24 protein-coding genes and 1 pseudogene are annotated in these 26,624 nt (G+C 70.3%); 15 read left to right on the forward strand and 10 right to left on the reverse strand.

The window, feature by feature from the left end:
* Window positions 1-34: 34 nt before the first annotated feature.
* A pseudogene (locus AB5J53_RS45270) lies at window positions 35-481 on the forward strand (dihydrofolate reductase family protein); the annotation flags it as partial.
* 101 nt (window positions 482-582) lie between these two features.
* Here the strand turns inward: AB5J53_RS45270 and otr(A) are convergent.
* Entirely contained in the window at window positions 583-2,469 is a 1,887-nt protein-coding gene (gene otr(A) / locus AB5J53_RS45275) for a tetracycline resistance ribosomal protection protein Otr(A) (protein ID WP_369251390.1), read from the reverse strand.
* A gap of 249 nt (window positions 2,470-2,718) precedes the next feature.
* On the opposite strand from otr(A), the gene AB5J53_RS45280 reads away from it, so the two are divergent.
* Window positions 2,719-3,672 (forward strand): ribose-phosphate diphosphokinase, encoded by a 954-nt coding sequence (locus AB5J53_RS45280; protein WP_369251391.1) that lies wholly within the window; start codon window positions 2,719-2,721, stop codon window positions 3,670-3,672.
* 139 nt (window positions 3,673-3,811) lie between these two features.
* On the forward strand, window positions 3,812-5,005 hold the full coding sequence (tuf, locus tag AB5J53_RS45285) for an elongation factor Tu (RefSeq protein ID WP_369251392.1): 1,194 nt from the start codon (window positions 3,812-3,814) through the stop codon (window positions 5,003-5,005).
* Window positions 5,006-5,026: 21 nt separating this feature from the next.
* On the opposite strand, the gene AB5J53_RS45290 is transcribed toward tuf, so the two are convergent.
* Complete coding sequence (locus tag AB5J53_RS45290; RefSeq protein WP_369251393.1) at window positions 5,027-5,407, reverse strand: anti-sigma factor antagonist; 381 nt, start codon at window positions 5,405-5,407, stop codon at window positions 5,027-5,029.
* A gap of 256 nt (window positions 5,408-5,663) precedes the next feature.
* On the reverse strand, window positions 5,664-6,101 hold the full coding sequence (locus AB5J53_RS45295; RefSeq protein WP_369251394.1) for a MarR family winged helix-turn-helix transcriptional regulator: 438 nt from the start codon (window positions 6,099-6,101) through the stop codon (window positions 5,664-5,666).
* A 105-nt stretch (window positions 6,102-6,206) separates the two neighbouring features.
* On the opposite strand from AB5J53_RS45295, the gene AB5J53_RS45300 reads away from it, so the two are divergent.
* Window positions 6,207-7,664, forward strand: a complete 1,458-nt coding sequence (locus AB5J53_RS45300; RefSeq protein ID WP_369251395.1) for an aldehyde dehydrogenase — start codon at window positions 6,207-6,209, stop codon at window positions 7,662-7,664.
* Window positions 7,665-7,689: 25 nt separating this feature from the next.
* On the forward strand, window positions 7,690-8,796 hold the full coding sequence (locus AB5J53_RS45305; RefSeq protein WP_369251396.1) for an NAD(P)-dependent alcohol dehydrogenase: 1,107 nt from the start codon (window positions 7,690-7,692) through the stop codon (window positions 8,794-8,796).
* A 24-nt stretch (window positions 8,797-8,820) separates the two neighbouring features.
* Here the strand turns inward: AB5J53_RS45305 and AB5J53_RS45310 are convergent, their stop codons facing one another.
* Entirely contained in the window at window positions 8,821-9,771 is a 951-nt protein-coding gene (locus AB5J53_RS45310) for an NADP-dependent oxidoreductase (RefSeq protein ID WP_369251397.1), read from the reverse strand.
* A 71-nt stretch (window positions 9,772-9,842) separates the two neighbouring features.
* Between AB5J53_RS45310 and AB5J53_RS45315 the strand changes: the two genes are divergently transcribed.
* Window positions 9,843-10,790 (forward strand): GlxA family transcriptional regulator, encoded by a 948-nt coding sequence (locus tag AB5J53_RS45315; RefSeq protein WP_369251398.1) that lies wholly within the window; start codon window positions 9,843-9,845, stop codon window positions 10,788-10,790.
* A 167-nt stretch (window positions 10,791-10,957) separates the two neighbouring features.
* Window positions 10,958-11,803 (forward strand): hypothetical protein, encoded by an 846-nt coding sequence (locus AB5J53_RS45320; RefSeq protein WP_369251399.1) that lies wholly within the window; start codon window positions 10,958-10,960, stop codon window positions 11,801-11,803.
* A 4-nt stretch (window positions 11,804-11,807) separates the two neighbouring features.
* On the opposite strand, the gene AB5J53_RS45325 is transcribed toward AB5J53_RS45320, so the two are convergent.
* On the reverse strand, window positions 11,808-12,362 hold the full coding sequence (locus AB5J53_RS45325; protein WP_369251400.1) for a TetR/AcrR family transcriptional regulator: 555 nt from the start codon (window positions 12,360-12,362) through the stop codon (window positions 11,808-11,810).
* Complete coding sequence (locus AB5J53_RS45330; protein WP_369251401.1) at window positions 12,359-12,721, reverse strand: DUF1304 domain-containing protein; 363 nt, start codon at window positions 12,719-12,721, stop codon at window positions 12,359-12,361. The genes AB5J53_RS45325 and AB5J53_RS45330 overlap by 4 nt, the downstream gene beginning before the upstream one ends.
* Window positions 12,722-12,883: 162 nt before the next feature.
* On the opposite strand from AB5J53_RS45330, the gene AB5J53_RS45335 reads away from it, so the two are divergent.
* Window positions 12,884-14,476: an oxidoreductase gene (locus AB5J53_RS45335; protein WP_369251402.1), complete on the forward strand. Its 1,593-nt coding sequence runs from the start codon at window positions 12,884-12,886 to the stop codon at window positions 14,474-14,476.
* Between the two features lie 225 nt (window positions 14,477-14,701).
* Here the strand turns inward: AB5J53_RS45335 and AB5J53_RS45340 are convergent, their stop codons facing one another.
* Window positions 14,702-16,120, reverse strand: coding sequence for a cytochrome P450 (locus AB5J53_RS45340; protein ID WP_369251403.1), 1,419 nt, complete (start codon window positions 16,118-16,120; stop codon window positions 14,702-14,704).
* A 354-nt stretch (window positions 16,121-16,474) separates the two neighbouring features.
* Between AB5J53_RS45340 and AB5J53_RS45345 the strand changes: the two genes are divergently transcribed.
* The 7 genes from AB5J53_RS45345 to AB5J53_RS45375 all read left to right on the forward strand — a co-directional run bounded on the left by AB5J53_RS45345 (window position 16,475) and on the right by AB5J53_RS45375 (window position 23,084).
* Window positions 16,475-18,187, forward strand: a complete 1,713-nt coding sequence (locus AB5J53_RS45345; protein WP_369251404.1) for a sensor histidine kinase — start codon at window positions 16,475-16,477, stop codon at window positions 18,185-18,187.
* On the forward strand, window positions 18,184-18,594 hold the full coding sequence (locus AB5J53_RS45350) for a roadblock/LC7 domain-containing protein (RefSeq protein WP_028798637.1): 411 nt from the start codon (window positions 18,184-18,186) through the stop codon (window positions 18,592-18,594). The genes AB5J53_RS45345 and AB5J53_RS45350 overlap by 4 nt, the downstream gene beginning before the upstream one ends.
* The gene (locus tag AB5J53_RS45355) at window positions 18,591-18,962 is read left to right on the forward strand and encodes a DUF742 domain-containing protein (RefSeq protein WP_369251405.1); all 372 of its coding nucleotides are present in this window, start codon (window positions 18,591-18,593) and stop codon (window positions 18,960-18,962) included. Before AB5J53_RS45350 ends, AB5J53_RS45355 begins: the two co-directional genes overlap by 4 nt.
* Window positions 18,943-19,548 (forward strand): ATP/GTP-binding protein, encoded by a 606-nt coding sequence (locus AB5J53_RS45360; RefSeq protein ID WP_369251406.1) that lies wholly within the window; start codon window positions 18,943-18,945, stop codon window positions 19,546-19,548. The genes AB5J53_RS45355 and AB5J53_RS45360 overlap by 20 nt, the downstream gene beginning before the upstream one ends.
* A complete protein-coding gene (locus AB5J53_RS45365) occupies window positions 19,545-20,813 on the forward strand; it encodes a cytochrome P450 (protein WP_369251407.1) in 1,269 nt (422 codons plus the stop codon). The genes AB5J53_RS45360 and AB5J53_RS45365 overlap by 4 nt, the downstream gene beginning before the upstream one ends.
* 406 nt (window positions 20,814-21,219) lie before the next feature.
* On the forward strand, window positions 21,220-21,780 hold the full coding sequence (locus AB5J53_RS45370) for an HAD domain-containing protein (protein WP_369251408.1): 561 nt from the start codon (window positions 21,220-21,222) through the stop codon (window positions 21,778-21,780).
* A gap of 410 nt (window positions 21,781-22,190) precedes the next feature.
* A complete protein-coding gene (locus AB5J53_RS45375; protein ID WP_369251409.1) occupies window positions 22,191-23,084 on the forward strand; it encodes an NAD(+)/NADH kinase in 894 nt (297 codons plus the stop codon).
* A 68-nt stretch (window positions 23,085-23,152) separates the two neighbouring features.
* Here the strand turns inward: AB5J53_RS45375 and AB5J53_RS45380 are convergent, their stop codons facing one another.
* From AB5J53_RS45380 to AB5J53_RS45390, 3 genes are all read right to left on the reverse strand, one after another.
* Window positions 23,153-23,512 (reverse strand): DUF6204 family protein, encoded by a 360-nt coding sequence (locus AB5J53_RS45380; RefSeq protein WP_369251410.1) that lies wholly within the window; start codon window positions 23,510-23,512, stop codon window positions 23,153-23,155.
* 227 nt (window positions 23,513-23,739) lie between these two features.
* Window positions 23,740-24,771: a 7-epi-alpha-eudesmol synthase gene (locus AB5J53_RS45385; RefSeq protein ID WP_369251411.1), complete on the reverse strand. Its 1,032-nt coding sequence runs from the start codon at window positions 24,769-24,771 to the stop codon at window positions 23,740-23,742.
* Between the two features lie 221 nt (window positions 24,772-24,992).
* Window positions 24,993-26,624: an amidohydrolase gene (locus tag AB5J53_RS45390; protein ID WP_369251412.1), complete on the reverse strand. Its 1,632-nt coding sequence runs from the start codon at window positions 26,622-26,624 to the stop codon at window positions 24,993-24,995.

Below are 26,624 nucleotides of genomic sequence, written 5' to 3' on the forward strand. Positions count from 1 at the left end.
CTGGCTGTCGCGTGCCGCTGGGAATGTCGAATGCGACTCCGAGCTGATGCGCGAGTGGTTCGATGCCACCGGAGCGGTGGTCATGGGTCGGATGATGTACGACACGGGCGAGGAGTTCTGGGGCGACAACCCGCCGTTCCGGTCCCCGGTCTTCGTGCTCACCCACCGCCCCCGGCCGGCCCTGGTCAAGGAGGGCGGCACCACATTCACCTTCGTCACCGACGGCATCCACAGCGCCCTCGACCAGGCGAAGACCGCCGCCGGAGTCAGGAACGTCGACATCGCGGGCGGGGCGAGCACGGTGCAGCAGTTCCTCAGGGAGGGGCTCATCGACGAGCTGCAACTGCACGTGGTGCCCGCGCTCCTCGGAGAGGGACTGAGGCTCTTCGAGGGACTGGGCGCCGGGCGGCACAACCTCGAGCCGGTCAGGGTGGTCGACACGCCCCTCGCCACCCACCTGAAATACCGCTTCGTGAAGTGAACCGGCACGGATAGAGCTCGGCCCCGGCAGCCCGCTACTGCTGCCGGGACCGAAGGCGCCGCGTGATCGGCGGCAGCTTGTCGATGCGTCTCAAACACGTCCTAGCGCAGCGCCCGAAGGGGCCGGTCGCCCGACGCGCGTGACCACCACACCCCCTCTCCGTGTGTCAGTCCCGGCAGCCGCAGCTCGATGTCCCGTACATGCCGGGCCGGCAGCTCACCGGTGACCAGCCATGCGCTGCGCCCTCCGGTCGTCTCCTTGAACTCCGCTCCACAGGCGGCCAGTTGAGCCGTCACCGGGGCCAGCGCGTCGAGCGGGAGCTCCACCTCGAAGGCGTGATACGGCTCGTACACCCGTGTCCCCGCCCGCTCCAGGGCGCGGCGCAGCACCAGCGGGGTGAGTCCGCGGAAGTCGGCGGCCGTGCTGATCGGAGCGGCGAATCCGGAGCGGACGAGGGTGACCCGGTAGTCCGTCACCGGCCATCCCCGCGGACCGGTGAGCAGGGTCGCGTGGACCGTGTCCTCGATCGCCTGGTGGAAAGCCCGGGGCAGGGCGCCGAGTTCGGTCTCGTAGGTGAAGACACCGCCGCAGCCGCGCGGCCCCGGCTCGATACGCAGCCCGACCGTCGCCCAGAATCCGCTGTGCCCGTGGCGCTGGATCTCCTCGTACGCCTCACCCGTGCCCTCCGGCCGCTCCAGGAACCGCACCCGGCTGGGCTCGAAGTCGGCCTCGATGCCGAAGTCCTGGGCGAGCGTGGCCGCGAGGACCTCCTTCTGGACCTCGCCGTAGAGCAGCAGCGCGGTGCTGCCGGACGCGGCGGGCCTGGCGTGCATCAGCGGGTCCTGGTCGGCCAGCGCGAGGAGGGCGGAGCGCAAGCGGGCGGCCTGCGCGGGGTGCTTGGCCCGTACCAGCGTCTCCAGTGTCGGGGTCGCGAACTGCGGTGCGCGATCAGTGACTTCGCCGAGCCGGTCCCCGACGCGGATGCCGCCGACGCCGCGGAGGGCGGCGATGTTCCCGGGAGTGAGGGAGGTGGCCCCGGGCTGCCCGATCACCTCCAGCCCGAGCGCCCGGCCAGGCACCCGCGTGGTCCGGCCGTCGGCCTCGCGGCGCAGGAACGTGAGCCGCTCGCGGCGCTTCACCTCACCCTCGTACAAGCGCACGTACGCCGTTCGCTCGCCGCCGGGTCCGGGCCGTACGGCGAAGACCGTGCCGCGTGGTTCACCGGAGCGGGGGAGCGCCGGGCGGGGAATCAGCCGGACCACCGCCTCGACCAGCTCGGCGACGCCCTGTCCGCCGAGCGCCGAGCCGAAGTAGACCGGATGGACGGAGCCGTCGGCGGTGCGCGCGGTGAGCGATGCCCACAGCTCGTCCGGCGTGGGCGGCGGGCCGTCCACGAGCGCGGCCAGGATGTCGGAGTCCACCTCGGCGAGTGTGCCGGCCGCGAGGTCGTCGAGCGGGCGCGGCAGCGCACGGGCGGACGCGGTGCCGATGTCCGCCACGCGCGCGAGCGGCACGACGTACGGCGTGAGGCGGCGCCGGATGTCGTCGAGGAGCCCCTCCTCCCGCGCGCCCGCCCGGTCGATCTTGTTGACGAAGACGAGGGTGGGCAGGCCGAGCCGCCGCAGGGTCTTCATCAGGACGCGCGTCTGTGCCTGGACGCCCTCGACGGCGGAGAGCACCAGCACCACCCCGTCCAGGACCTCCAGGGCGCGCTCGACCTCGGCGATGAAGTCGGAGTGCCCGGGGGTGTCGATCAGGTTGATCTGTACGCCTGCGACGCCGAAGACGTCACGGACCGTGAAGGCCGCGACGGCTGAGCGGATGGTGATGCCGCGCTGCCGCTCGATCTCCCCGTCGTCGGTGCGGGTGTCCCCGGTGTCGACGCTGCCGAGCCGGTCGATGGCACCGCCATCGAAGAGCAGCCGCTCGGTGAGGCTGGTCTTACCCGCGTCGACGTGGGCCAGAATTCCGATGTTCAGGGTGTGCATGCGTGGTCGAGTCCTCGAGAACAGTCGTCCGGTGGGGGCGCTGGAAAGTTCCGAGGAATCGGCGCATTCCGTTCTCCTGAAATCGAGGGGGCACTGGCACCGTCATGATGGCGTGGCCCCGGTAGCCGTCCGCAACCCAATTTCCCCCCGGTCGAGTGGCCGAAAGGTGCCCAGTAGCATGAAGCACGCACCCCGGGTCGATCATGCCAACCGGCGACGCAACCCGGTTCGATCATGCGAGGAGCGGTCGTGCGTGACATCGCCGTGTTCAGCGGAAGTGCCCATCCCGAGCTGGCGGCCGAGGTCTGCGCGCATCTCGGTGTGCCCCTCAGCCCGACCCGCGTCAGCCGGTTCGCCAACGACTGCCTGGAGGTGCAGCTCCAGGCCAATTGCCGCGAGCGTGATGTCTTCCTGATTCAGCCGCTGGTCACGCCGGTGCAGGAGCATCTCGTCGAGCTGCTGATGATGTGCGACGCGGCGCGGGGCGCGTCCGCCGGGCGGATCACCGTGGTCATGCCGCACTACTCCTACGCCCGCTCGGACAAGAAGGACATGCCGCGGATCTCCATGGGCGGGCGGCTCGTGGCGGACCTGCTGGTGGCGGCCGGGGCCAGCCGTGTCCTCGCGATGACGCTGCACTCGCCGCAGGTTCACGGCTTCTTCTCGGTGCCGGTCGACCATCTGCACGCCCTGCGGGAGCTGGCCGCTCACTTCCGCAGCTACGACCTGTCGCGTACGACGGTGGTGTCGCCGGACCTGGGCAACGCCAAGGAGGCGGCGGCGTTCGCGCGGCTGATCGGGGCCCAGGTGGCCGCCGGTGCCAAGCAGCGCTTCGCCGACGACCGGGTGAGCATCAGTGCCGTCATCGGCGACGTCACCGGGCGCGATGTCATCGTGCTGGACGACGAGATCGCCAAGGGCAGCACGGTACTCGAACTCCTTGAGCGGCTGCGGGAGTTGGGGCCGCGATCGATCCGGGTCGCCTGCACCCACGGCCTGTTCGCCGCCGGCGCGCTCAAGCGGCTCACCGAGCAGCCCGACATCCTGGAGATCGTGTGCACGAACACCGTGCCGGTCCCGGTCGAGGACCACACGGAGAAGCTGCGCATCCTGTCCATCGCCCCGGCGCTCGCCGAGGCCGTGCGGCGCATTCACAACGGCGAGTCCGTCAGCGCCCTGTTCGACGCGCCTCAGAGCGAATAGACAGGATGGAGCGGAACTTCCTGCCCGTTCGCTCGGCCAGGGAGGCGGCGCGGTGCTCACCGGAAAAAGCGGTGCGGCGCTCGGCCGGGAAGCCGCGAAGCAACGCTCGGCGTCACCCAGGTGATCAGGAGGGCTTGCAGTGGCCAAGGCGAAATTCCAGCGGACCAAGCCGCACGTCAACATCGGCACCATCGGTCACATCGACCACGGTAAGACGACGCTGACCGCGGCCATGACCAAGGTGTTGCACGACCAGTTCCCCGACCTGAACCCCTACACGCCGTTCGACCAGATCGACAAGGCTCCCGAGGAACGTCAACGCGGCATCACGATCTCGATCGCCCATGTCGAGTACCAGACGGAGAACCGGCACTACGCCCACGTCGACTGCCCGGGGCACGCGGACTACATCAAGAACATGATCACGGGCGCCGCGCAGATGGACGGAGCGATCCTGGTCGTCGCGGCGACCGACGGACCGATGCCGCAGACCAAGGAGCATGTCCTGCTGGCCCGGCAGGTCGGCGTTCCGTACATCGTCGTCGCGCTCAACAAGACCGACATGGTGGACGACGAGGAGATCCTCGAACTCGTCGAGCTCGAAGTGCGCGAGCTGCTCACCGAGTACGAGTTTCCCGGCGACGACGTCCCGGTCGTACAGGTCTCCGCGCTCAAGGCCCTCGAAGGCGATCCGAAGTGGAGTGCGTCCATCCTCGAACTCCTCGCGGCGATCGATGAGTTCGTGCCCGAGCCGGTACGCGATGTCGACCGGCCGTTCCTGATGCCGATCGAGGACGTCTTCACCATCACGGGCCGCGGCACGGTCGTCACCGGCCGGATCGAGCGCGGTGTGCTGAAGGTCAACAGCGAGGTCGAGATCATCGGCATCCACGAGCAGAAGACGAAGACCACCGTCACGGGTATCGAGATGTTCCGCAAACTCCTCGACGAGGGCCGGGCGGGGGAGAATGTCGGACTGCTGCTGCGGGGCGTGAAGCGCGAGGACGTGGAGCGCGGGCAGGTCGTCATCAAGCCGGGCTCGGTGACCCCGCACACGGAGTTCGAGGCGCGCGCGTACATCCTGTCCAAGGACGAGGGCGGCCGGCACACGCCCTTCTTCGACAACTACCGGCCGCAGTTCTACTTCCGTACGACGGACGTGACCGGAGTGGTGACCCTCCCCAAGGGCACGGAAATGGTCATGCCGGGCGACAACACCACCATGCAGGTGCAGTTGATCCAGCCCATCGCGATGGAGGAGGGGCTGAAGTTCGCCATCCGTGAGGGCGGCAGGACGGTCGGGGCGGGGCAGGTCACAAAGATCCGGAAGTAGTCACCGGGGGGCCGGAAGCGGTCACACGGAATCCGACGTGGCCTCGGGCCGGGCCAGCGCCTCGTCCAGGGACGAGGAAGGCGGCAGCAGGCGCGCGAGGCCGGTCACCCGGAGGATGCGCAGGGTCAGCGGCTGAGTGCAGACGAGATGCAGCCGTCCGCCCCGGGCCAGGACACGCCGCCTGGCCCGGTAGAGCAGGCGCAGGCCCGAGCAGTCGAAGAAGTTGACGGGCCGCAGGTCGATCACGACCTGCGGTGCCGGGTCCCCGGTCGCGGAGTCCAGGATCGGGGTGATCTCCATGGCCGCGAGGATGTCGATCTCCCCGTGGAACTCCAGCACCAGGTGACCGCGGTCCTGGTGGATGCGCAGATGCCGGGTGAGCGGTGCGGGGTCGTGCGCCACGAAGTCATCACCTCCAACCGGCAGCTGACCTGCCTCGCGAGGACAGGGGCCAGGGTCACCGGGGGCCAGGGTGACAACGTCAGGCGAGCGTAGACACGTCGACGGGGCACCCGTGGTTGCAAAACCGTTCCTTGCTCTGCAAGTTACCCTCGATGGAGTGAATTCCAGCATGTTCGATTGACATATGTCTTCGATTTGCGCGGCGAGTCGTCCCGCTGTGCGTGCGCCGTGCTGCCGTGGGGCCGGGGTGCCCGCGTCACGACAGCGCGTGCCACGCCTTGGACAGCGCCCGGCGGAACTGATCGGTCTGGTGCGACGTGAGGTCCCCGACCATGCGCTCCTCTAGCTCCCGTACGGCTCCCGCGAACCGTGCGAGCAGCTCGCGTCCCTCGTCGGTCAGCAGGATCAGCAGCTCGCGCCGGTTGCGCGGATTGCGCTCGCGGCGCACCAGTCCGCGGCTCTCCAGCGAGCGCACCAGATCGGCCATGGACTGCGCCGTCACGAACGAGTCGCGCGCCAGCTGCGCCGCCGACAGGCCGTCGTGCCGCTCCAGGACGGTGAGCGAGGTGTACTGCAATGCCGTGATTCCAGCCGGTTTCACCAGCTCGTCGAGGTGTGAGCGCACGACGAGTTCCACCTGCTTGACCATGTAGAGCAGGGACGGGGGTGCCTTGGTTACCTGGGTGCCGACCATGGGCTCAGCCTAAGGCATTGACAGGAAACCTGTCCGTAACGAGACTGCCAACCAACAGGAATCCTGTTGGTTGAAATCTTGGCGAACAAGGCTGAGGAGTGGGCAATGACGACCACCTTCGAGAGTGGGCCCGGGCAGCTGTTCATCGGTGGACAGTGGCGCGAGGCGGCCGACGGAGCGCGTACGGACGTGATCGATCCGTCCACGGGCCGGGCGGTCACGACCGTCGCGGAGGCGGGCGCGGCCGATGTCGACGCGGCCGTGCGTGCCGCGCGGGAGGCCTTCGACCACGGCCCGTGGGCCGCGATGAGCGGCCGCGAGCGCGGCCGGGTGCTGCACCGCGTCTCCGAGCTGATCCGCGCGAACGCCGACGAGCTCGCGGCCCTGGAGAGCCTCGACGTCGGCAAGCCCCTCTCCCTGTGCCGCCCCGTCGACGTGCTCACCGCCGCCGACGAGTACGAGTACTGCGCCGCCCTCGCCCAGACCCTCGACGGCGCCACCCGCGACACCCCGCTCAACGCCTTCGCGTACACGCGCCGCGGACCACTCGGTGTGGTCGCCGCGATCACCCCCTTCAACTTCCCGCTGATCCTGTCCAGTTCGAAGCTCGCCCCGGCGCTCGCGGCCGGCAACGCCGTGGTGCACAAGCCCGCCGACGAGACCCCGCTCAGCGCCCTGTACATGGCCCACCTGCTCCAGGAGGCCGGCGTCCCGGACGGCGTCGTGAACGTCGTCACCGGCAGCGGCCCGGTCGCGGGCGAGGCGCTGCTGCGCAACCCCGGCATCGACAAGATCGCCTTCACCGGGTCCACCGCCGTTGGCCGGCACGCCGCGAGCGTCGCCGGTGAGGCGCTCAAGCCCGTCACCATGGAGCTGGGCGGCAACGCGGCCCACCTCGTCTTCGCGGACGCCGACCTGGAGAAGGCGGTCGGCGCGGTCATCAAGGGATTCGTCTTCAACACCGGGCAGTTCTGCATGGGCGGGCCGCGCCTGCTGGTGGAGCGCTCCGTGTACAGCACCCTGCTGGGCATCCTCGCCGACGCCGTCCCCGGAGTGCCGGTCGGTGACCCCCGGGACGCGGCCACGGTCGTCGGCCCGATGGCGGGGGACAAGCACCTGAAGAAGGTCGAGGAGTACGTCGCCCTGGCCCGCAAGGAGGGCGGCCGCATCGTCTGCGGCGGTGAGCGGCTCGACCTGAACGGCGGCTACTACTACAGGCCCACGGTGATCGCCGACCTCGCGGCCGACTCCCGCGTCATCCAGGAGGAGATCTTCGGCCCGGTCCTCACCGTGCAGGCCTTCGACTCCGAGGACGAGGCCGTCGAGCTCGCCAACTCCACGCCGTACGGCCTGGCTTCAGGCATCCAGACCACCGACCTGACCCGCGCGCACCGCGTCGCCGACCGGCTCCAGGCGGGCATCGTGTGGATCAACGACTGGGCGATGCTCGACCCCGCGGTTCCCTTCGGCGGGGTCAAGGACTCCGGCTTCGGCCGGGAGTACGGGCCCGAGGCGCTCGCCGCCTACACCAAGGTCAAGTCCGTTGTCGTCTCGCTCGACTGAGCGCCCCCGCAAAGGAGTTCACGCGATGTCCACCACCACCCGCGCCGCCGTGGTCGAGTCCGGGGGAGCACCGTTCACCCTCACCGACGTCGAGCTGGACGAGCCCGGCCCCGGCGAGGCCCTCGTCCGTATGGTGGCGACCGGCCTGTGTCACACCGACCTCGGAGTGGCGAGCGGCGGTCTGCCCTTCCCGCTGCCCGGAGTCCTCGGACACGAGGGAGCGGGAGTCGTCGAGGCCGTCGGCCCGAATGTCACCGGTGTCGCCCCAGGTGACCACGTCGTCCTGTCCTTCACCTCCTGCGGCGGCTGTCACAACTGCCGTGACGGACACCCCGCGTACTGCGCCACCTGGCTGCCGCTGAACCTCATCGGCGGCCGGCGCGCGGACGGCACCAGCACGATCAGCCGCGACGGGGCGCCGCTCGGCGGCCACTTCTTCGGGCAGTCGTCCTTCGCGGAACGCGCGTTGGTGGACGAGCGCAGCCTCGTGAAAGTCGATCCGAACGTCCAGCTGGAGTCCATAGCCCCGCTGGGCTGCGGGGTGCAGACGGGAGTGGGCGCCGTCTGGAACGTACTGAAGCCCGAGGCCGGCAGCAGCCTCGTCGTCCTCGGCGCCGGAGCTGTCGGCCTGTCCGCGGTGATGGCGGCGGCCCTGACCCCCGCGACCACGGTCATCGCCGTGGACAAGGCCGCCGAACGGCTCGAACTGGCCCGGGAATTGGGCGCCACCCACACCGTGAACGCGGCCGAGGCCGATGTCACCGAGGCGGTGCTCGCCCTCACCGACGGCCGGGGCGCCGACGGTGTCGTGGAGGCCACGGGCAGTGTCGCCGTACTGCGCAAGGGTGCCGACGCGCTCGCCCCGCGCGGCACCCTGGTCGTCGTCGGCGCACCGCCCTTCGGCACCGAAGTCGCCCTCGACGTCAACGCGTTGCTGCCCGGCAAGAAGGTCGTGGGCCTCACACTCGGCGACAGTGAGACCCAGACCTCCATCCCCGCGCTGGTCGCGCTCGTCCAGGACGGACGGCTTCCGCTGCACCGCCTGATCACCCACTATCCCTTCGCGGACATCGAGCGGGCGGTGCGGGACATGAGCGCGGGCAAGACGATCAAGCCCGTGCTCACCTTCTAGCCGACGACTTCTGGCCGACGCCCTCTAGCCGACGACGAGGACGAGCTTCCCCGTGGTCCGGCCGGTGTCGCCGAGCGCATGCGCCTCGGCGGCATCGGCCAGCGGGAAGGTATCGGCGATCGTGGGGCGCAACTTCCCCGCCTCGACGAGCTCCGCGATCGCCTTCATACCGGTGTGGGAGGCGTCGACAAGCATCCTGACCGCCCGTACGCCGAGCCGCTCGGCCTCCTCGTAGAAGTCCTCCGACCCGACCGGCAGGATCGAGACCACGATCCCGCCCGGGCGCAGCACGCGCAGCGAGCGCACGGAGTACTCGCCGCCGATCGTGTCCAGGACGACGTCGACGTCCTTCGCGGCCTCGGTGAAGTCGGTCTCCCGGTAGTCGATCGCCTCGTCCACGCCGATCTCCCGCAGGAACTCGTGCTTGCCCGCGCTCGCGGTACCGATGACGTACGCGCCCCGCGCCTTGGCGATCTGCACGGCCACATGTCCGACTCCACCGGCCGCCGCGTGGATCAGTACCCGCTGACCGGGCTGGATGTCCGCCGTCTCCACCAGGGTCTGCCAGGCGGTCAGGGAGACCAGCGGAAGCGCGCCCGCCTGGATGTGGTCGATCCCGGACGGCTTGTGCGCGAAGGCTCGGGCGGGGGCGGTGACGTACTCGGCGTGCGAGCCGTGGCCGAACGGGTAGGGCAGCATGCCGAAGACCTCGTCCCCGGGCTTGAAACGGGCGACGCCGATGCCCGCCGCCTCGACGACGCCGGAGACGTCCCAGCCGAGGACGAAGGGCGGCTCGCCGAGGAAGCCGCCCGTCTCGCGGTGCTTCCAGTCGGTCGGGTTGACGCCGGCCGCGCGCACCCGCACGAGTACTTCGTTGGGGCGCGGCGCGGGGCGCTCCACCTGCACTTCCTTGAGTACCTCGGGACCGCCGAGGACGTCCTGACTGATGGCTCGCATGGTGTTCACAGTGCTCATGGTGAACCAGCCTGCCCGGGCCCGCCCGGCAAGAAAATGGCATGATTGCCAACCTTCGATAAGATCGTGCCATGCATTCCGTGGAGCGAGTGGTCGTCCTGGCGCTGGACGGCGTCTACCCCTTCGAGCTGGGCATCCCCAGCCGGATCTTCGGCGCGGCGGACGGCCGGTACGAGGTGGTGACCTGCACTGTCGACGGCCGCCCCGTCCGCACCAACGCCGACTTCTCGGTCGCCGTCGACCACGGTCCGGAGGCGCTGTCCACGGCGGACACAGTGGTGATCGCGGCGATCGCCCCGGCCAGGCTCGTCGTGGAGCTCTCCGACGAGGTCGCCGCCGCACTCGCGCTGATCCCGCCCGGCGCCCGCCTCGTCTCCATCTGCACGGGAGCGTTCGTCCTGGCCTCGGCCGGTCTGCTCGACGGGCGCCGGGCGACCACGCACTGGCAGGTGGTCGACGAGTTCCGGCGCCTGTTCCCGCGGGTGTCGCTGGACCCGGACGTGCTGTTCGTCGACGACGGCTCGGTCCTCACCTCGGCGGGCGCCGCGTCCGGCATCGACGTCTGCCTGCACATCCTCCGCAAGGACCACGGCAGCGCGCTGGCCAACAAGGTGGCCCGGCGCTGTGTGGTCCCGCCCCTGCGGGAGGGCGGCCAGGCCCAGTACATCGAGCAGCCCGTGCCGGAACCCTCGGCGACGAGCACGGCCGCCACCCGCGCATGGGCCCTGGCCCGCCTCGGCGACCCGTTGACACTGACCGATCTCGCGGGCCACGCCCGGATGAGCCTGCGCACCTTCGCCCGCCGCTTCAACGACGAAGTCGGCATGAGCCCCGGCCGCTGGCTCATCCAGCAGCGGGTCTCCCGGGCCCGCCATCTGCTGGAGTCCAGCGACCTGTCGGTGGACCAGATCGCCGGCGAGGTCGGCTTCGCGACCGGCACCTCACTGCGCCAGCATCTGCACGCGGCGATCGGCGTCTCACCGCAGGCGTACCGGCGTACGTTCCAGGCGGCCCACTAGGCCGTTCCGGGCAGTTGATCTGATCGTTGGCCCGGGTATGCCGTTGCCCGGCGCGCAGCGGACTCTTCTCGGTCTTCTTGTGGCGGGGCCATCCGCCGGCCGTCGAACGATCCGCGTCGCTCGTGCGTCGGAGGAGCGACATGGCGGTGCGGGGAACAGGGGTGGGTATGCGTAAGTGGATCGCGGCGGCGGCTCTCGTCGGCCTGACGGTGGTGGGGTGCGAGGACGGGACGCGCGACGACCTCGTGGTCGAGGGAACGCCCCCGGCCACACCGTACTCCGGAGCGCTGGACGTGCCGATCAAGGAGATCGGCGACGGCAGCGTGCGCGCCAAGGAGAGTTCGGGCGCGGCGGGCCGGGCGCTGGAGTGCGACGGCGAGATCTACATGGGCGGCGGGGGTGACGGGTGGGGTCGGAAGGACGGCGGCTCGACGCCGGAGGAAGGCCTGAACGCCTACTTCGACATGGACCAGCCCGAGCTGCCGGACCGCGGCTATCGCGTGGAGCGCAAGGAAAAGGACCGTGTCCTGTTCTCGTACGACGTCAAGGGCAGGACCAAGGTGGCCGTCGTCGTCGCCAAGGACCAGCCGCACCGCCCTGGCTGGGGTCCCGAGACCAACGCCTCCTGCGACCCGTCCGAACTCCCGGCGAGCTTCACCGACTCGAGGTACGAGATCTGGACGGATCGGGACGGCCGTCGCGTGTCCACCACCGAGGTGAGCAGCTCGGCCGGCGCGGAGCACTGCGACTGGGAAAGCGCGCACTTCCTGTGGCTGGGCCAGGGCAAGGAGCTCAGGCAGTACGCGCGCGATCCGCGTGGGGTGCTCGGGAGCGAGGTGCTCAGCGCCGCGTACGACGGAGATGCCCGTATGCCGGTCGGCGCGCGGGACACCGGCTACCGCTTCCACGACTGGGAACTCTGGCTGACGGCGGGCAAGTCGACGGCGTACGTCCGTACTCCCGACGGCGTGGAGGCGTGGCCGGCGACGAAGCAGCAGGTGGGCTGCAAGTGACCCGTCAGCGGCTCCGGTGCAGGGCGACCAGCAACTGCCAGACCTGATCGGCGACTTCCTGTGGGGTGCCCTCCAGCAGGCCGTGCAGCCAGTCGGCGAGGACTCCCGCGAAGGTGGCGGCGACGGCGGAGGCCACGAGCGGGGCGTCCGGGGCGCCCACGAGGGTGCGCTCGGCCAGGCTGCGGGCGCGCAGATCCCGGTGCAGCACGAGACCGAGCGGGCCCCCACCGCCGGGGCCGAGGAGTGTGCGGTAGAGGGCGGCATGCGGGGCCAGTTCGGCGAAGAACGTGCGGAGGGCGGGCGGCGCGGACACCGGGTCGGGCCGTCCGCGCCACGCGTGCAGGGCCTCCACGGCGTCCCGTACGACATCGGCGCAGGCGTCGACGGCCAACGCCTCCAGGTCGGTGTAGTGCACGTAGAACGTGGCCCGGCCGACCCCGGCCCGCCGCACCAGCGCGGCGACACCGACCTCCTCAAGCGGCCGCTCGGCGCACTCCTCCAGCAGAGCCTGCCGCAGCTTCGCCCGGGTCCGGGCGGCCCGCGGGTCCTCGGGCGTCACCGCGCGACGAGGACGGCGGCCAGGGCGAGCGCGCCGGGAAGGGCCTGCGCGAAGAGGATGCGGCGGTTCGCGGTGACGGATCCGTACACACCCGCGATCACGACGCACACCAGGAAGAAGACCTGCACCCGGAACCCGGTCGGATCCGCCGCGATCAGACCCCACACCAGGCCCGCCGCCAGAAACCCGTTGTAGAGCCCCTGGTTGGCGGCCAGCGGCGCGGTCGCCCGGGCCATCTCCCGGTCGAACCCGTGCAGTTCCCGCCCCGGCTTCTTCTCCCACAGGAACATCTCCAGCACCAGGATGTACGCGTGCAGCGCGGCCACCAGGCCCACCAGCACGTTCGCGACCGTATCCATCGTCAGCAAGCTCCGTCGTACGTAGTTGTCGAGCAGTTATTTCATGGACAGGTGTCCACTATAGCTGGACACCCGTCCAGGAAGTCGCGGGGCGCCTCAGGTTGCCCTGTGCGCCCCCGGGGTAGCGATCACGGGATTTCCGTTGCTGGAGGGGGAGTTGACGTGTCGGGCAGCCTCGCGCCGGGTGGATGGAGCGGGAGTGAACGGGGGATGTGGGCCGCTTTCCGCAGAGGGGAGTGGTTCGCGGACCAGGGCGAGGTCCGGGCGTCCGTCGTACGGAGGCTGTTGCTGGCGCCGCCGCCGGCCGAGGCGGGGCATCTGCCCCGGCTGAGGCTCAGGGATGTGCGGATCACCGGGCGGCTGGACCTGGCCGAGGCCGTTGTCGCGGGGACTTTGCGGTTACGTAACTGCCACTTCGAGCAGGTCCCTTGCCTCGACGGCGCGCGCCTGGGAGCGCTGGAGATGCGGGACTGCGCGCTGCCCGGCCTGTCGGCCGTGGGCGTCACGACCGGCTGGAAATGCGAGATCTCCGGGTGCCGCGTGGAAGGGCCCATCGATCTCTACGGCGCCTCGATCGGCGGCTCGCTGCACCTGGAGAACAGCCGCCTGACCGGGCATGGTGAACGGCGCGGAGAACGGGCGCTGCAGCTGTTGTGCGCCACCATCGGCGGGGACATCCAGGCCGGTACGGGGCTGCGTGTCGACGGCTGCACCGACCTGCGGGACACCTCCGTACGCGGCAGCGTCGTGCTCAAGCGGGCCGAGCTGCTCAATCCGTCGGGGCTCGCGCTCAAGGCCAACAGGCTGCACATAGGAGGGGACTTGGACTGCCGCGGCGGGCTCGTCGCGCAAGGCACCGTCGATCTGTGCGACGCCCGGGTGGGTGGCGGCGCCCTCTTCGAAGGGGCCTCGCTCAGCGCTGAACAAGGGCCCGCGCTGCGTGCCCACGGCATAGACGTGGGTGCCGTGTTCAACTGCTGCGACGGGTTCACGGCGCGCGGCAGGGTCACGCTCAGCAGCATCACCGTGCGCAGCCGGGTCTGTTTCCAGGACGCCGTCATCGACGTGCCGTCCGGAACTCCGGCCCTCACCTGTCGCCGCTCCACCGCGTCCGAACTCCATCTGCGCCCCCGCGAGCCCATGCACGGAACCGTCGACCTCAGCCACACCCGCCTGACCATCCTGCGCGGCACGCCGGACAGCTGGCCGAGCGCGGTGCGCCTGGAAGGGGTCGTGTACGAGAGCCTGCTGCCCCAACTCCCCGCCGTGCAGCGGCTTCCCCTGCTCGCCCGCGACCCCGAGGGCTTCACCCCCCAGCCGTACGAACAACTGGCCGCCGCGTATCGCCAGCACGGCCATGACGGAGACGCGCGCACGGTCCTGCTCGCCAAACAGCGGCGCCTGCGCGCCACGCTGCCGTGGCCTGGGCGGGTGTGGAGCGGCCTGCAGAACATCACCGTGGGATACGGCTACCGGCCGATGCGCGCCGTGTGGTGGCTGTGCGCGATCATGTTCAGCGGGATCCTGCTGTTCACGCGGTGGCCTCCGCAGGCCATCGACCCGGGCAAGCCGCCCCACTTCCAGGCGGCGATCTACACCTTCGACCTGGTGCTGCCGCTCGTCGACTTCGGGCAGGAGCAGGCGTTCAGCCCCCGCGGTGGACTGCAGTGGGCGGCCGTGGTCCTCGTCTGCCTGGGCTGGCTGCTCGCGACGACGGCCGCCGCCGGCGCCAACCGCATGCTCCGCAGGTCGTGAGATCGGCGGGATGCGGTCGACCAGTGTGACGCGCGCACCCGCCAGGCCGCAGCAGGCCACGAGGCTCAGGCCGAGGTCTGACCACAGCACCTGCGCGAGCACCCCGCCGGTGAGGAACCGGTCGCCCGGCAGCCGCAGTTCGCCGAGCGGGCCGTCCGTGCCTGTGCTGTCGCCGGCCCCGGCCTCGGTGTCAGGACGCCGAGCGCCGGGGGAGGCTCCTCTCCGCTAGGCCGTACGCGGGTGCGGCGTCATCGACAGTTTGTCCGGCTTGACCGTCACGATGGCCTGCGGGCGCGGGGGAGCCGAGGTGAGCGTCAGCCGCCAGCGCTGGAGCACAGTGGCGAGGATGATGAGGAGTTCCGTCCAGGCGAACTCCTCGCCGATGCACTTGCGGCGGCCGTCGCCGAAGGCGAGGAACGAGGAGCGGTTGACGCTCTTCGCCCGCTCGGGTTCCCAGCGGTCCGGGTCGAAGGTGCCGGGGGCGCCGTAGACCTCGGGGTCGTGCTGATGGACGTACGGGCTGTAGATGACGTCCGCGCCCTTCGGTATCGGGTGTCCGTCCAGCGTGACCGGGCGCGTGGTGGTGCGCGTGACCAGCCAGGCGGGGCCGTACATGCGCATGGTCTCCTTCAGGACGCTGCGCATGTAAGGGAGGGCGGCCAGATCCTCCTGAGCGAGCGGGCGTTCGCCGCAGGCCGCGTCGAGCTCCTCGTGGAGGCGCTGCTCGATCTTCGGGTTCCTGCTGATCTCGTACAGCGCCCAGGCCAGGGTCGTCCCCGTGGTCTCGATGGCACCCGTCAGGAGGGTGATCGCCTCGTCCTGGAGCTGCTGGCGCGAGAGCGGGCCGGTCTCGGGGTCGTCGGCGGTGAGGAGGGTGGAGAACAGCCCACTCCCGGGGGCCTGTTCGGCACTCTGGTGCGCCGGGCAGCCCGCCGGCGCCTTGGAGGCCGCCGGTGCCGAGGCCGACAACTGCGCGCGGTGGTGGTCGATCGCCTGGTCGATCAGGACCCGCAGACGCGCCACACGCCGCTCGTGCGCACGGTTCGCCGGCAGCGGCAGCTTCGTCACCCAGCCCGGCAGGATGGTCTGCCGAATCGTGCCGCGCATGATCGCCGGCATCAGGCCGGTGAACTCCTCCTCGACTTGGGCGGGCAGACCCGACCCGAAGAGGGCGACCAGGAAGGTCGACAGGGTGAGATCGTTCATGTCGTCGTACGTCTCGCGCGCGACCCCGGCCGTCCAGGCGCCGGCCGCGGCCCGCACATGGTCGATCATGACGTCACCGCGGGTCGCGATGTGCGCCTTGTTGAACATCGGCTGCATCAGGCGTCGGTGCTTCATGTGCAGGTCGCCGTCGGCGATCGTGGCGAGCCCGTCGCCGAAGAAGACCCGCAGCGCGTCGATGATCTTCCCGCCCTTGGCGAAGGCGTCGACCTCCGTCACCAGCACCTTGCGGGTGACGGCGGGATCGGTGACGACGTAGGCCGAGGTGGGTCCGAGCAGGATCCGTACCACGCTGCCCTGCCGACGCAGGGAGTCCATGAAGTCGAGCGGACGACGGGCCAGTTGGTGGGCGTGTCCGATCAGGGGCAGGCGCCCGGGCGCGGTGGGTGCCGCGGTGGGGGAACCCGACAGGGAACTCATCCGTACGTCTCCTCAAGATCATTCCGAGTGGGACCGAGCATGACATGCATGCCCCTGGCGATCGCCGTGTACCCCGACGGCTTGATCACACCCGACCGTTCGGTCGTTGAGCAACCTTCCCAATTGCGGTGTCAGTGAAGGGATTTGTCGACGTGAGCACTCTTGTCGGAGAGTGACCGAACACTCACAGCTGCGAGGAGGGGAGTTGATCCTTTCGATCTCGAACCCGATAAGCTCCCCTGCGGCGCTGCGAGTTGACGCGAACAGATTCGGTCGCCTCGCTCTGGCGTTCCCCGACGCGTACGGCGCCTGCACACCCCCCCCGTTCGATCGTGTTGCTTGCGAAGGATGCAGATGGAACTTGCCACTCCGCCCCCGGCGGCGCGGGCACCCGTCGCCTGGTACAGCTGGTGGCTGATGCCGCTGGCCTTAGGTGCTGGAACCGTTGCCACCGCCGTCGCGGGACCCGACCAGGTCCAGATACCCGCGACGTTCGCCGGTGCCGCGGCCACCGCGGCCGGCGCCGTCTGTGTACGGCTGCTCGTCCGCACCCAGTCCCAACTGCGCCGCACCACCGGCGACTTCCGCACCTCGCAGGCCGAGCACTCGCAGCAGTGGCAGCAGCATGTGGCGGGCCTGGAACGGAAGTTCGCGGCCGAGCGCTCCGGCCTGGACGCCCAACTGGCCGAGCAGGCCCAGGTCTTCGAGGCCCGGCTCGCCGAGGACGCCAAGGCCTTCGAGGCCCGGCTCGTCGGCGAAGCCCAGGGCTATGAGGCGAGACTCGCCGGAGAAGCCGAGGTCTGGCAGGAGCAACTCGCCCGGCAGCAGGCCGTCGTCGCGCGCCTTGCCGACACGTATCTGCCCGAGGCGCTCGAGCGGCTGCGGGCCGGTGACGCCATCGACGACATCCTGCCGGAGGTCGCCGAGGAGCCGGACGCGAGCCCCGAGCTGCGGGCCGAGCTGCGCAAGGTCCTCAGGACCGCGCTGATCGGCGTGGAAGAGGAGTTCAACCGCTCGACCTCCGCCGAGCAGGCCGTGATCAGCATCGGCAGCCGCATCCACGTCCTGACCAGCAAGCTGCGCGGGCGCCTGCACGAGATGCAGGGCGAACACGGGCGGCTGCCCGCGGTCGCCCAGGGCCTCATGGAACTGGACCAGGAGATCGGCCCCGCCGACCGTCTCGCCGCCAGCATCGGCGTGCTCGGCGGCTCGGACCGGCCCGGACGCCAGTGGCAGGAACCGCAGCGGCTGCTCAGCGTGGTCCGCGGCGGTATCGGCCGCATCAAGGACTTCGACCGCGTCCAGGTCCGCCACCTGCCCGAACTCGGCGTCGACGGCGGCCTGGTGGACCACCTCACGCTGATCTTCGCCCACCTCCTCGACAACGCGGCCCGCTACTCGCCGCCCACCGAGCCGGTGGTCGTCTCCGGCAAGGAGGTCCCCAACGGCGTCGGCATCGAGATCCAGGACGCGGGCAAGGGCCTGAGCGAGGAGAAGAAGCGCGAGGCGGAGCAGTCCCTCACGGGCACCGCGGCGGGCCCCGGCCTCGGCGGCATCTCGGAGGACGCGAACCTGGGCCTGCGCGTGGTGGGCGCCCTGGCGCGCCGCTACGGCATCCGGGTCACCTTCGCGGACTCTCCCTGGCTCGGCACCTCGGTGGTCGTCGTGGTCCCCCACAAGTACTTCAGCCCGCTGCCCGCCGTCACCGAGCCGGTCGCCCCGTCCGCCGCGCCGGCGACGAGCGCCGAGCCCGCCCCGGTCGCGTCCGCAAAGACCGCCGAGGCCGTCGACACCACGCCAGGTGGCCTGCCCCGGCGCAGGAGTCGGCGGAGTGATCCGCCGACGCCGTCGGCGCGGCCCAGGCCCGCCGAGCGGACGGAGGAGACCATGGCCGCCGTACCGCCGGACGCGTCCTTCACCGGCCTCGCCGCCTTCGCCACGGCCGGACGCGAGAGCGACCCGTCGCGCGAGACGACCGCGGACCGCGACCCGGCAGGCAGCGGAGAGACGGCCGCCGGACGCGAGTTCAACGAGCACCGCACTGAAGAGAGCGACCAGTCCACATGACGCAACAGGGAACCGACGTGAGCTGGGCGCTCCGCGACCTGACGGAGAGCATCCAGGAGATCCGCTTCGCCCTCGTGGCATCGAGCGACGGCAAGGCCATCACCTCCTACGGCGCCGACGACCCCGACGACGTCGACCGCTTCGCCGCCGTCGTCGCGGGCCTGCAGGCGCTCGCCCAGCCGGTGGCCGAGCAGTTCCCCCAGTACGCCGGGCAGCTGCGGCTCGCGATGATCGAGGTCGACGGCGGTCACCTGTTCGTGGTGCGGGCCGGCGTGGAGACGTACCTCGGAGTGCTTGCCAAGGAAGGCCTCGACCAGGGTCTTCTCGGCCACCAGATGAGGGACCTGGCCCGCAGGATGGGTGAGCTCCTCGGCACCACTCCGCGCCTGGAGGAGCACTCTGGATGAGTGCTCCCCGCCCGCCCACGGACCCGTCCGGTCTCGAGCGCTACTACGTCCTCACCGGTGGCCGCAGCGGACCGGGCGGTTCGGCGTCGAGCCTTGACGTGGCGACCCTGATCGTCTCCCGCGCCGCGGCCGTACCCGGCATGCAGCACGAGCACGAGGACATCGTCCGCCGCTGCCGCGATCCGCTGTCGGTGGCCGAACTCGGCGCCCACCTCGGATTGCCCTTCAACATTCTCGCGGTGCTCCTGGCCGATCTGCTGGACGCAGGCCGCGTCGAAGCCCGTAATCCCATCCCGGCGTCAGGCGCCGGCAGCGGGCCCGACCTCGCGCTCCTTGAGGAGGTACTCAGTGGACTTCAAAGGCTTTGACCATCCCGACCGGCGGACGGCCGGGGGCACCCGCTCGGTGAAGGTGATGATCGCCGGCGGCTTCGGCACCGGCAAGACCACCATGGTGCGTTCGGTCAGCGACATCAAGCCGCTGACCACCGAGGAGACGCTGACCCAGGCCAGTGCCGACGTCGACAACCTGATCGGTGTGGCGGACAAGGCGGAGACCACCGTCAGCCTGGACTTCGGCAAGATCGGCATCAACGACGAGCTCGTCCTGTATCTGTTCGGGACACCGGGCCAGGAGCGGTTCTGGTTCCTGTGGAACGGTCTGTTCAAGGGCGCCCTCGGGGCGGTGGTCCTGGTGGACACCAGGCGGCTGGCCTCCAGCTTCCGGGCCATCGAGGAGATGGAGCGGCAGGACGTCCCCTTCGTCATCGCCCTGAACGTCTTCCCCGACTCCAAGGACCACCCGATCGAAGAGATCCGCGACGCCCTGGACATCTCCCCGCACATCCCGGTCGTGGCCTGCGACGCCCGCGACCGGGCATCCAGCCGTGACGTGCTCATCGCGCTGATACGTCACCTCAAGGAACGCTCTGCCGTCGCTCTGGAGCCCCGATGAACGACCAGCCCTTAAACGGTCCCGACGCCCCTCGCGGATGCCCCGTCGCACACGGCGGCGACGGCGACCTCACCCGGCTGTACGGGCCGGAGGCGGCGCTCGACCCGCTCGGCATCTACGCGCGGCTGCGCAAGGAGTACGGGGCCGTGGCGCCGATCCTCCTGGAGGGCGACATCCCCGCCTGGCTGGTCCTCGGCTACCGGGAGAACCGGCGGGTACTGGACAACCCCCGCCAGTTCAGCCGTGACGCGCGGATCTGGCGGGACTGGAAGGAAGGCCGCGTCGAGGCCACCTCACCGCTGATACCCATGCTCGGCTGGCGCCCCGACTGCGTATCGCAGGACGGCGAGCCGCACCGCAGGCTGCGCGGCGCGGTGACCGACAACCTGCAGACCGTCGCGGGGCGTGGTATCCGGCGGCACGTCACGCACTTCGCCAACAAGCAGATCGACGCGTTCGCCGACGCCGGCAGCGCCGAGCTGGTGGGCGATTACGCCGAGTACCTGCCGATGCTCGTCCTGACCAGGCTGTTCGGGCTCCCGGCGGCCGAGGGGCGCAACCTCGCCGTCTCCTGCGCCCAGGTCATCAAGGGCGGTGAGGACGCCGTCGCCCACAACGACCGCATCATGCGGATCCTCGCGGAACTCGCCGAGCGCAAGCGCGCCGAGCCCGGCGCCGACTTCACCACCGGTCTGCTCGGGCACCACGCGGACCTCGACGAGGACGAGATCCTCAGCCATCTGCGCCTGGTGCTGATCACCGCGCACACCACCACCAGCAATCTGCTGGCCCGGGTGCTGCAGCTGATCCTCACCGACACCTCCCGTCTCGCGGGTCTTGTGAGCGGACAGCTCAACGTGTCCGCGGTCGTCGAGGAGGTCATGTGGAACACCCCGCCGCTGGCCGTCCTGCCGGGGCGGTTCGCCGCCACCGATCTGGAACTCGGCGGCCACCACGTCAAGGAGGGCGACCTCCTGGTGCTCGGGCTCACCGCGGGCAATCTGGACCCGGAGATCCGCCCCGACGCCGGTGTCTCCCTCCAGGGCAACCAGTCGCACCTGGCGTTCAGCGGCGGCGCCCACGAGTGCCCCGGCCAGAACATAGGCCAGGCCATCATCGAGACGGCCGTCGACGTCCTGCTGCACCGGCTGCCCGGCCTGCGCCTGGCCGTACCGGCCGACGAACTCACCTCGACCGCCTCGACCTGGGAGACACGACTCGACGCCCTGCCGGTGGAGTTCGCGGCGCAGACCGCCGGGGTGTGAGCGCAGGGGGAGCCACGACACACGTGGCTCCCCGAGAGGGCTGCGGGCGTCAGAGGACGCTGCCTTCGCCTTGGGTTCCTGCTCCTTGCGTCGGGCCACGCCGTATGCCGACCAAGCTCCCTGGGGCACTGCGCAGCGGGAGGTGCCTGACACCACCCGCTCTGACACGGACCGCCTTTCTCCGGCGGGCCCGGTGGTTTCACCGCGATTCCCCGCCGTTCCCCGTTCGATCTGGTGCGGCTGTGGTGCGGTGTTCGGACGGCGGCTGTGCACGCCACACGTCTACTGCTCGGAGGCACGTATCCTCCGGCGCCATCGGCTGAAATGAGGACCTTGGTGATGCCGAGTGATCAACCGGGTGTCCATCCTCGGCGGGCAGGTCACACACGGGGGGAAGGATGAGCGGATGCACCGCAAGCGATCAGTGGCGCCCCACTCCGTGGATCGCCCCATCCTCTTCCTCGACATCGACGGACCGCTCATCCCGTTCGGGCCGCCGCCCGGTCTGCCTCGGACCCCTGCCTCGGGCTCCGAAGAGTTCCCTGCCCAGGGGAACCCACTGCTCGAGCGGCTCGACCCCACCGTCGGGCAGCGTCTGATGGCGCTGGGGTGCGACCTGGTCTGGGCCTCGACATGGATGGATGAGGCCAACGAGACCGTCGCCCCACGGATCGGGCTGCCCAAGCTGCCTGTGGTGGAGTGGCCGGAAGCCTCCACCGGCGACGGCCCGCGCGGCCTGCACTGGAAGACCCGCCCCCTCGTCGAGTGGGCCGGCCACCGCCCGTTCATCTGGGTAGACGACGAGATCAGCGCGATGGATCGCCTCTGGGTCGCCTCGCACCACCCAGGACCATCGCTGCTTCACCGAGTCGACCCGACCAAGGGCCTCACCGAGGACGACTTCTCCGTGCTAGCCGGTTGGCTCCGCACTGCCGTTCCACGTCTCGCGCCGGGAACAGGCGACTAGGCGGAGCCATCGTGGGATGCCGGGTGCGGCCTGGGAGGGGATCTCGCCTGTCAGGTCGGCTCCGCACGCGCTGAGGCCTCCCTCGACTCCGGCTTCGAAACGGCGCAACACTGCCATGGGCGGAGGGTCCGCTCGAGGAGCGTTTCAGCCTGGGCCACATCGGAGAGGTGAGGACATCGCGCTCGCCGTCCTCCTCCTCGCCGGCGCCGGGGCCGGCCACATCCATGGCGTGATGCTCCCCGCGCACGGCGGCGTCACCGTGTCGAACGCGCGGGCACAGGTCCGACCCGCGTCACCGTCGCTGCGGCAATCGGGCAGTAAGCGCACAGGTCCGTCCTGATTGCCGTACCGGGCAAAGGCGGCGAGATAGGTTCGAACCTGGCGTGCGAACCAACGGAAGGGGACTCGTCATGGGCCTGATCGGATCGATCGGCCTGATCCTGCATCCCAGACGCAACCCGGGACCGGTCATCGAATCGGTCGTTCAATGGGCCCGGAAGAGCCAGACCGAGGTGTTGGGGCTGCCGGACGAGGTGGGCCGGATCGACTGCAGCGCCGTGTCCGTGCCGGCGGCAGCCCTCGTCGCCCGGGCCGGACTTGTCGTCAGCCTCGGCGGGGACGGAACCATGCTCCGCGCCATGCGACTCCTCTTCGGCACCGCCACCCCCGTGCTCGGCGTCAACCTGGGGCGGTTGGGCTTCCTCGCCGAGATCGACGTCGACGACCTGCCCATGGCGCTGGACCGAGTCGACCAGGGCCACTACACCACCGAGCCCCGTATGGCCGTACGAACCCGCCTCCCGGACGGGCGCGAATTCCGTGCGTTCAACGACATCGCCCTCGTACGTGTACCCGGTAGCGGACTCGCCGCCATCGCGATCCGCCTCCAGGGCGACGAGTTCATCCGATACGCGGCCGACGCGGTCGTCGTCGCCACGACGACCGGATCAACGGCGTACAGCTTCGCCGCGGGCGGCCCCATCATGTCGCCCAGAGTCGAAGCCATCCTCGTCGTCCCCGCCAGCGCCCACTCGTCGTTCGACAGGGCGCTCGTCCTGCCGGCGGACGAGGACGTCACGCTCGAACTGCTGCCTACGACAGGGCGTCTTGCCGTCGAGGTCGACGGTGAAGTGGTCGGCTACCTCGACGCGGACGACCGGATCACCGTGACGGCTTCTCCCGCGGCGGCTCGAGTCGTACGCCTCGGCGGTACGACCTTCTACCAGCGGGCGCGCAGAAAACTCGGCATCAAAGGCAGCGTGGAAGCGGGCCGCCAAGCTCCCGAAGGCATGCCTTCGCCGTGAACGTCGCGGGCGGCGATCGAAGCCGACCTGTCCGACGTGCTGCTCACGATGATGGCTGATGCTCCGGGTCAGCCGTTCGTGCGGGCGGCGGCGCGGCGCTGACGTTTGCCGAGGGGCGCCTGGGAGAGGTCCTCGGCCTGGGACCTGAGGTTCTTGTAGCCGTAGCCCCGCTCGGCCAGCCACGCCTGCGCGGCCCCTTCAGCGCGTTCGGTCGCCTCCAGGATGTCCTCCTCGCTCTCTCCCGCGTCCAGGAACCGGAAGGTGAAGGCGGATCGGGCGGCAATGTCGTAGCTGAGGTGCCCCTCGGGGGTGAAGGCGGCGCGCAGTACGTCGTGCTCCGTCGCACGGGCCAGAAGTTCGGCGCGTTGGTCGGTGCTGAGCGCGTCGAAGACGCCGCGGACGGTGATACGGAATGTGCGAGTGGTCATGGCCCGACCCTAGGCAGCGGGGTCGGCCCGGTTCCATCGAGTTTCGCCGGGTGGAGCGCTTCGAGCGTCGCTACGGTCGCGCGGCCGTGGCTCTGCGCTGCCCGTGGGCCGGTGTCCGGCAGGAGGAGAGCAGAACTATGTCGCTCGTCATCACCAGCGGGCGCCAGGCCGGGGCCACGTCGACGCTTCTGCCCGGCAGGAGGATCCGGCCGGGCAGAAACGGCCGGTCACACCGCGAGCAGATCGTCCAGCGACCCCTTGCCCGCCAACTCCGCCGTGGCGGCCGGGCCTTCCTTCGACGCGGCGTAGCGGCCCGAGGTCAGGGCCCACTCGTAATTGCCGTTGATCCAGTGCTGGATGGCCTCCACGCCCATCCGGACCTGGGCGCGCTGCTCGGCGGTCAGGCCGAGTTCGTCGCACATGTCCGCGACACGGGCTTCGAGTTCGAGGTACTCGTCGAGGCATTCGGTGGTCATCCGGTACGCCTCGGCGGCGGCCTCCTCCCAGCTGCGACCGCGTTCGCGGTGCAGCACGGCTATCAGGTTGTGGCCGTCTCCTCGACGCTTCTCGCGTTCGAAGGAGTGGATGTCGTTCATGAACCCGATGGTGTCCGCGGCGAGATCGCGCATCCGGACCATGAGCGGATGGGCCTGCACCTGCGGCGGCACCTCGAAGCCGCGGCTGCGCTCACCGGCGTCGATGCTGTGGTGGATGCCCACCGTACGGCGCCGGAACTCCGCGTACTCCTCGAGGCCGAGAGTGCCCGCCAGACCCCGTGCCGCCAGGTCGACCTCCTCGGTGTGTGCCACCAGGAAGCGTCCCCAGGAGGCGGCGAAGCGGGTCCGCCAGGTCAGGGACATGCCATCCGAGAGCTGGGCCCAGACCTCCGCCCAGGCGATGGTGATCGGGCACACCACGCGGGGAGTGGTCCCGGCGGGGCGCAGCGGAGTGGCGATCAGCTCCCGCGCGACCTCCGCTATGCGGTCCGCGCGGTCGGGACTTCCCGTGTCGAACTGGTCGTCGAACAGGAAGGCCAGTGAGAACCAGTTCATCAGGACGACCATGTCGTCGACCGAGGCGTGGGGGTAGGTTCGTGCCGCCGCCTGGGGGAGGTCCCAGGACTGGTACTCCTCGAACCCCGCCTGGCTGCGCACCAGTCCCATGTCCCACACCCAGCGCAGATGGCGCTCTCGGGCGTACTCCAGGTGCTCGCTGACGGGGGTCTTGAAGGGGAGGTCGAACCTGACGTCCTGCGGCATTCGCGTCCTCTCTTGAGACGATTCACAGGCCCCCGCCCCTGCGAACAGGCGATCGTTATTGTCGCCCGCTGACTCGAACTGCTCTATCTGAGTCGATAGTTGATGACTCAAGTGCGCTTCGAGACTGCCCAGAGCCTAAACGATCTATGGTGTGAGATCTGTAACGCGTGATTGCGGGTGTGATACGTCTCAACTCGCCTCGCCGCAGGTGGAGTCGGGTGTCAGGCGTCCGGCTCCGCGTGGACGCGCTCGCCTCCCACATAGGTCAGCGCCACCCTCGTCTCGGCGATCGCCTCCGGCGGCCCGTCAAACGGGTCGCGGTCCAGAATGACCAGATCCGCCAGGGCTCCCTCCCGGACGCTCCCGGTGTCGTCGAGGTGGTTCGCGTACGCCGATCCCGCGGTGTACGCCGTCAGCGCGGCCGTGAGGTCTATGCGCTCGGCGGGCAGGAACACCGGGCCTGCCTCGTCGGGGCTCACGCGGTTGACCGCGACATGGATGCCCTGGAGCGGATCGGGGCTGCTGACCGGCCAGTCGCTGCCCGCCGCGAGCCGCGCCCCGGAGCGCAGCAGTGCCCCGAACGGGTATTGCCAGGCGGCGCGTTCGGACCCGAGGAAGGGGATCGTCAGCTCGTCCATCTGCGGCTCGTGCGCGGCCCACAGCGGCTGGATGTTGGCCGTGGCGCCTAGGCGCGCGAAACGGGGCACGTCGTCGGGGTGCACGACCTGGAGGTGCGCCAGGTGCGGACGCGTGTCGCTCGGCCCGTTCGCCTTCCGCGCCGCCTCGACGGCGTCCAGGGCGTCGCGTACGGCCCGGTCGCCCAGTGCGTGGAAGTGGCACTGGAATCCCAGTGCGTCCAATTCCGTGACATATGACGGCAATTGGGTCGAGTCGATGAAGCTGGTGCCCCGATTGGCCGTCGCGCAGCCGCATTTGTCGAGATAGGGGTCGAGGAGAGAGGCGGTGCCGTTCTCGGCGACCCCGTCCAGCATGAGCTTGACGCTGGTGGCCCGGAACCGCCCGTGGCTCAACGCGGCCCGCCGTTCGACGAGTTCGGGGATCTGTTCCGCCCCGCGTGCGCGGTCCCACCACAGGGCGCCGACGACACGGGCGGTCAGCGAACCGTCGCGGGCCGCGGCCAGATACGCCTCGGACGGATCGTCCATGCCCAGGAATGTGCCGACGAGTGCGTCCTGCCAGGCGGTGATGCCGAGCGCGTGCAGATGCCGCTGGGCGTGCAGCAGCGCGGCGAGCCGGTCCGCCGCGGTGGCCGGAGGGGTGATCCGGCCGACGTACTGCATGGCCCCTTCCTGGAGCATGCCGGTGGGCTCGCCCGAGGCGTCCCGCTCGAAGCGTCCGTCGGCCGGGTCGGGCGTGTCGCGGGTGACGCCCGCGAGTTCCAGCGCGCGGCTGTTGACCCAGGCGCCGTGGTGGTCCCGGTTGGGCAGGTACACCGGCCGGTCGGGTACGACGGCGTCCAGCAGCTCCTTGGTCGGCGTGCCGCCCTCGAAGGCCTCCATGGACCAGCCGCCGCCCGTGATCCACTCCCGGTCGGGGTGCGCGTCGGCGTAAGCGCGGACGGCGGCGAGCGTGTCCTCGGCCGTCTTCTCCCCGGTCAGGTCGCACTGGGTGAGCTCCAGGCCCGCCGGGACCGGGTGCACGTGCGCGTCCTGGAAGCCGGGCAGCAGCAGCCGTCCGGCGAGGTCGACCACCTCGGTCTTCGGGCCGACGAGGTCGTGGACCTCGGAGTTTCCGACGGCGGTGATCCGGTCGCCGGTGACGGCGACGGCTGTCGCGGTGCGGCCTTCGGGGGTGAGGACCGGGCCGCCGGTGAAGAGGAGATCAGCGTGCAT

Source organism: Streptomyces sp. R41, from assembly GCF_041053055.1.
In the GTDB taxonomy this organism is placed as follows: Bacteria; Actinomycetota; Actinomycetes; order Streptomycetales; family Streptomycetaceae; genus Streptomyces.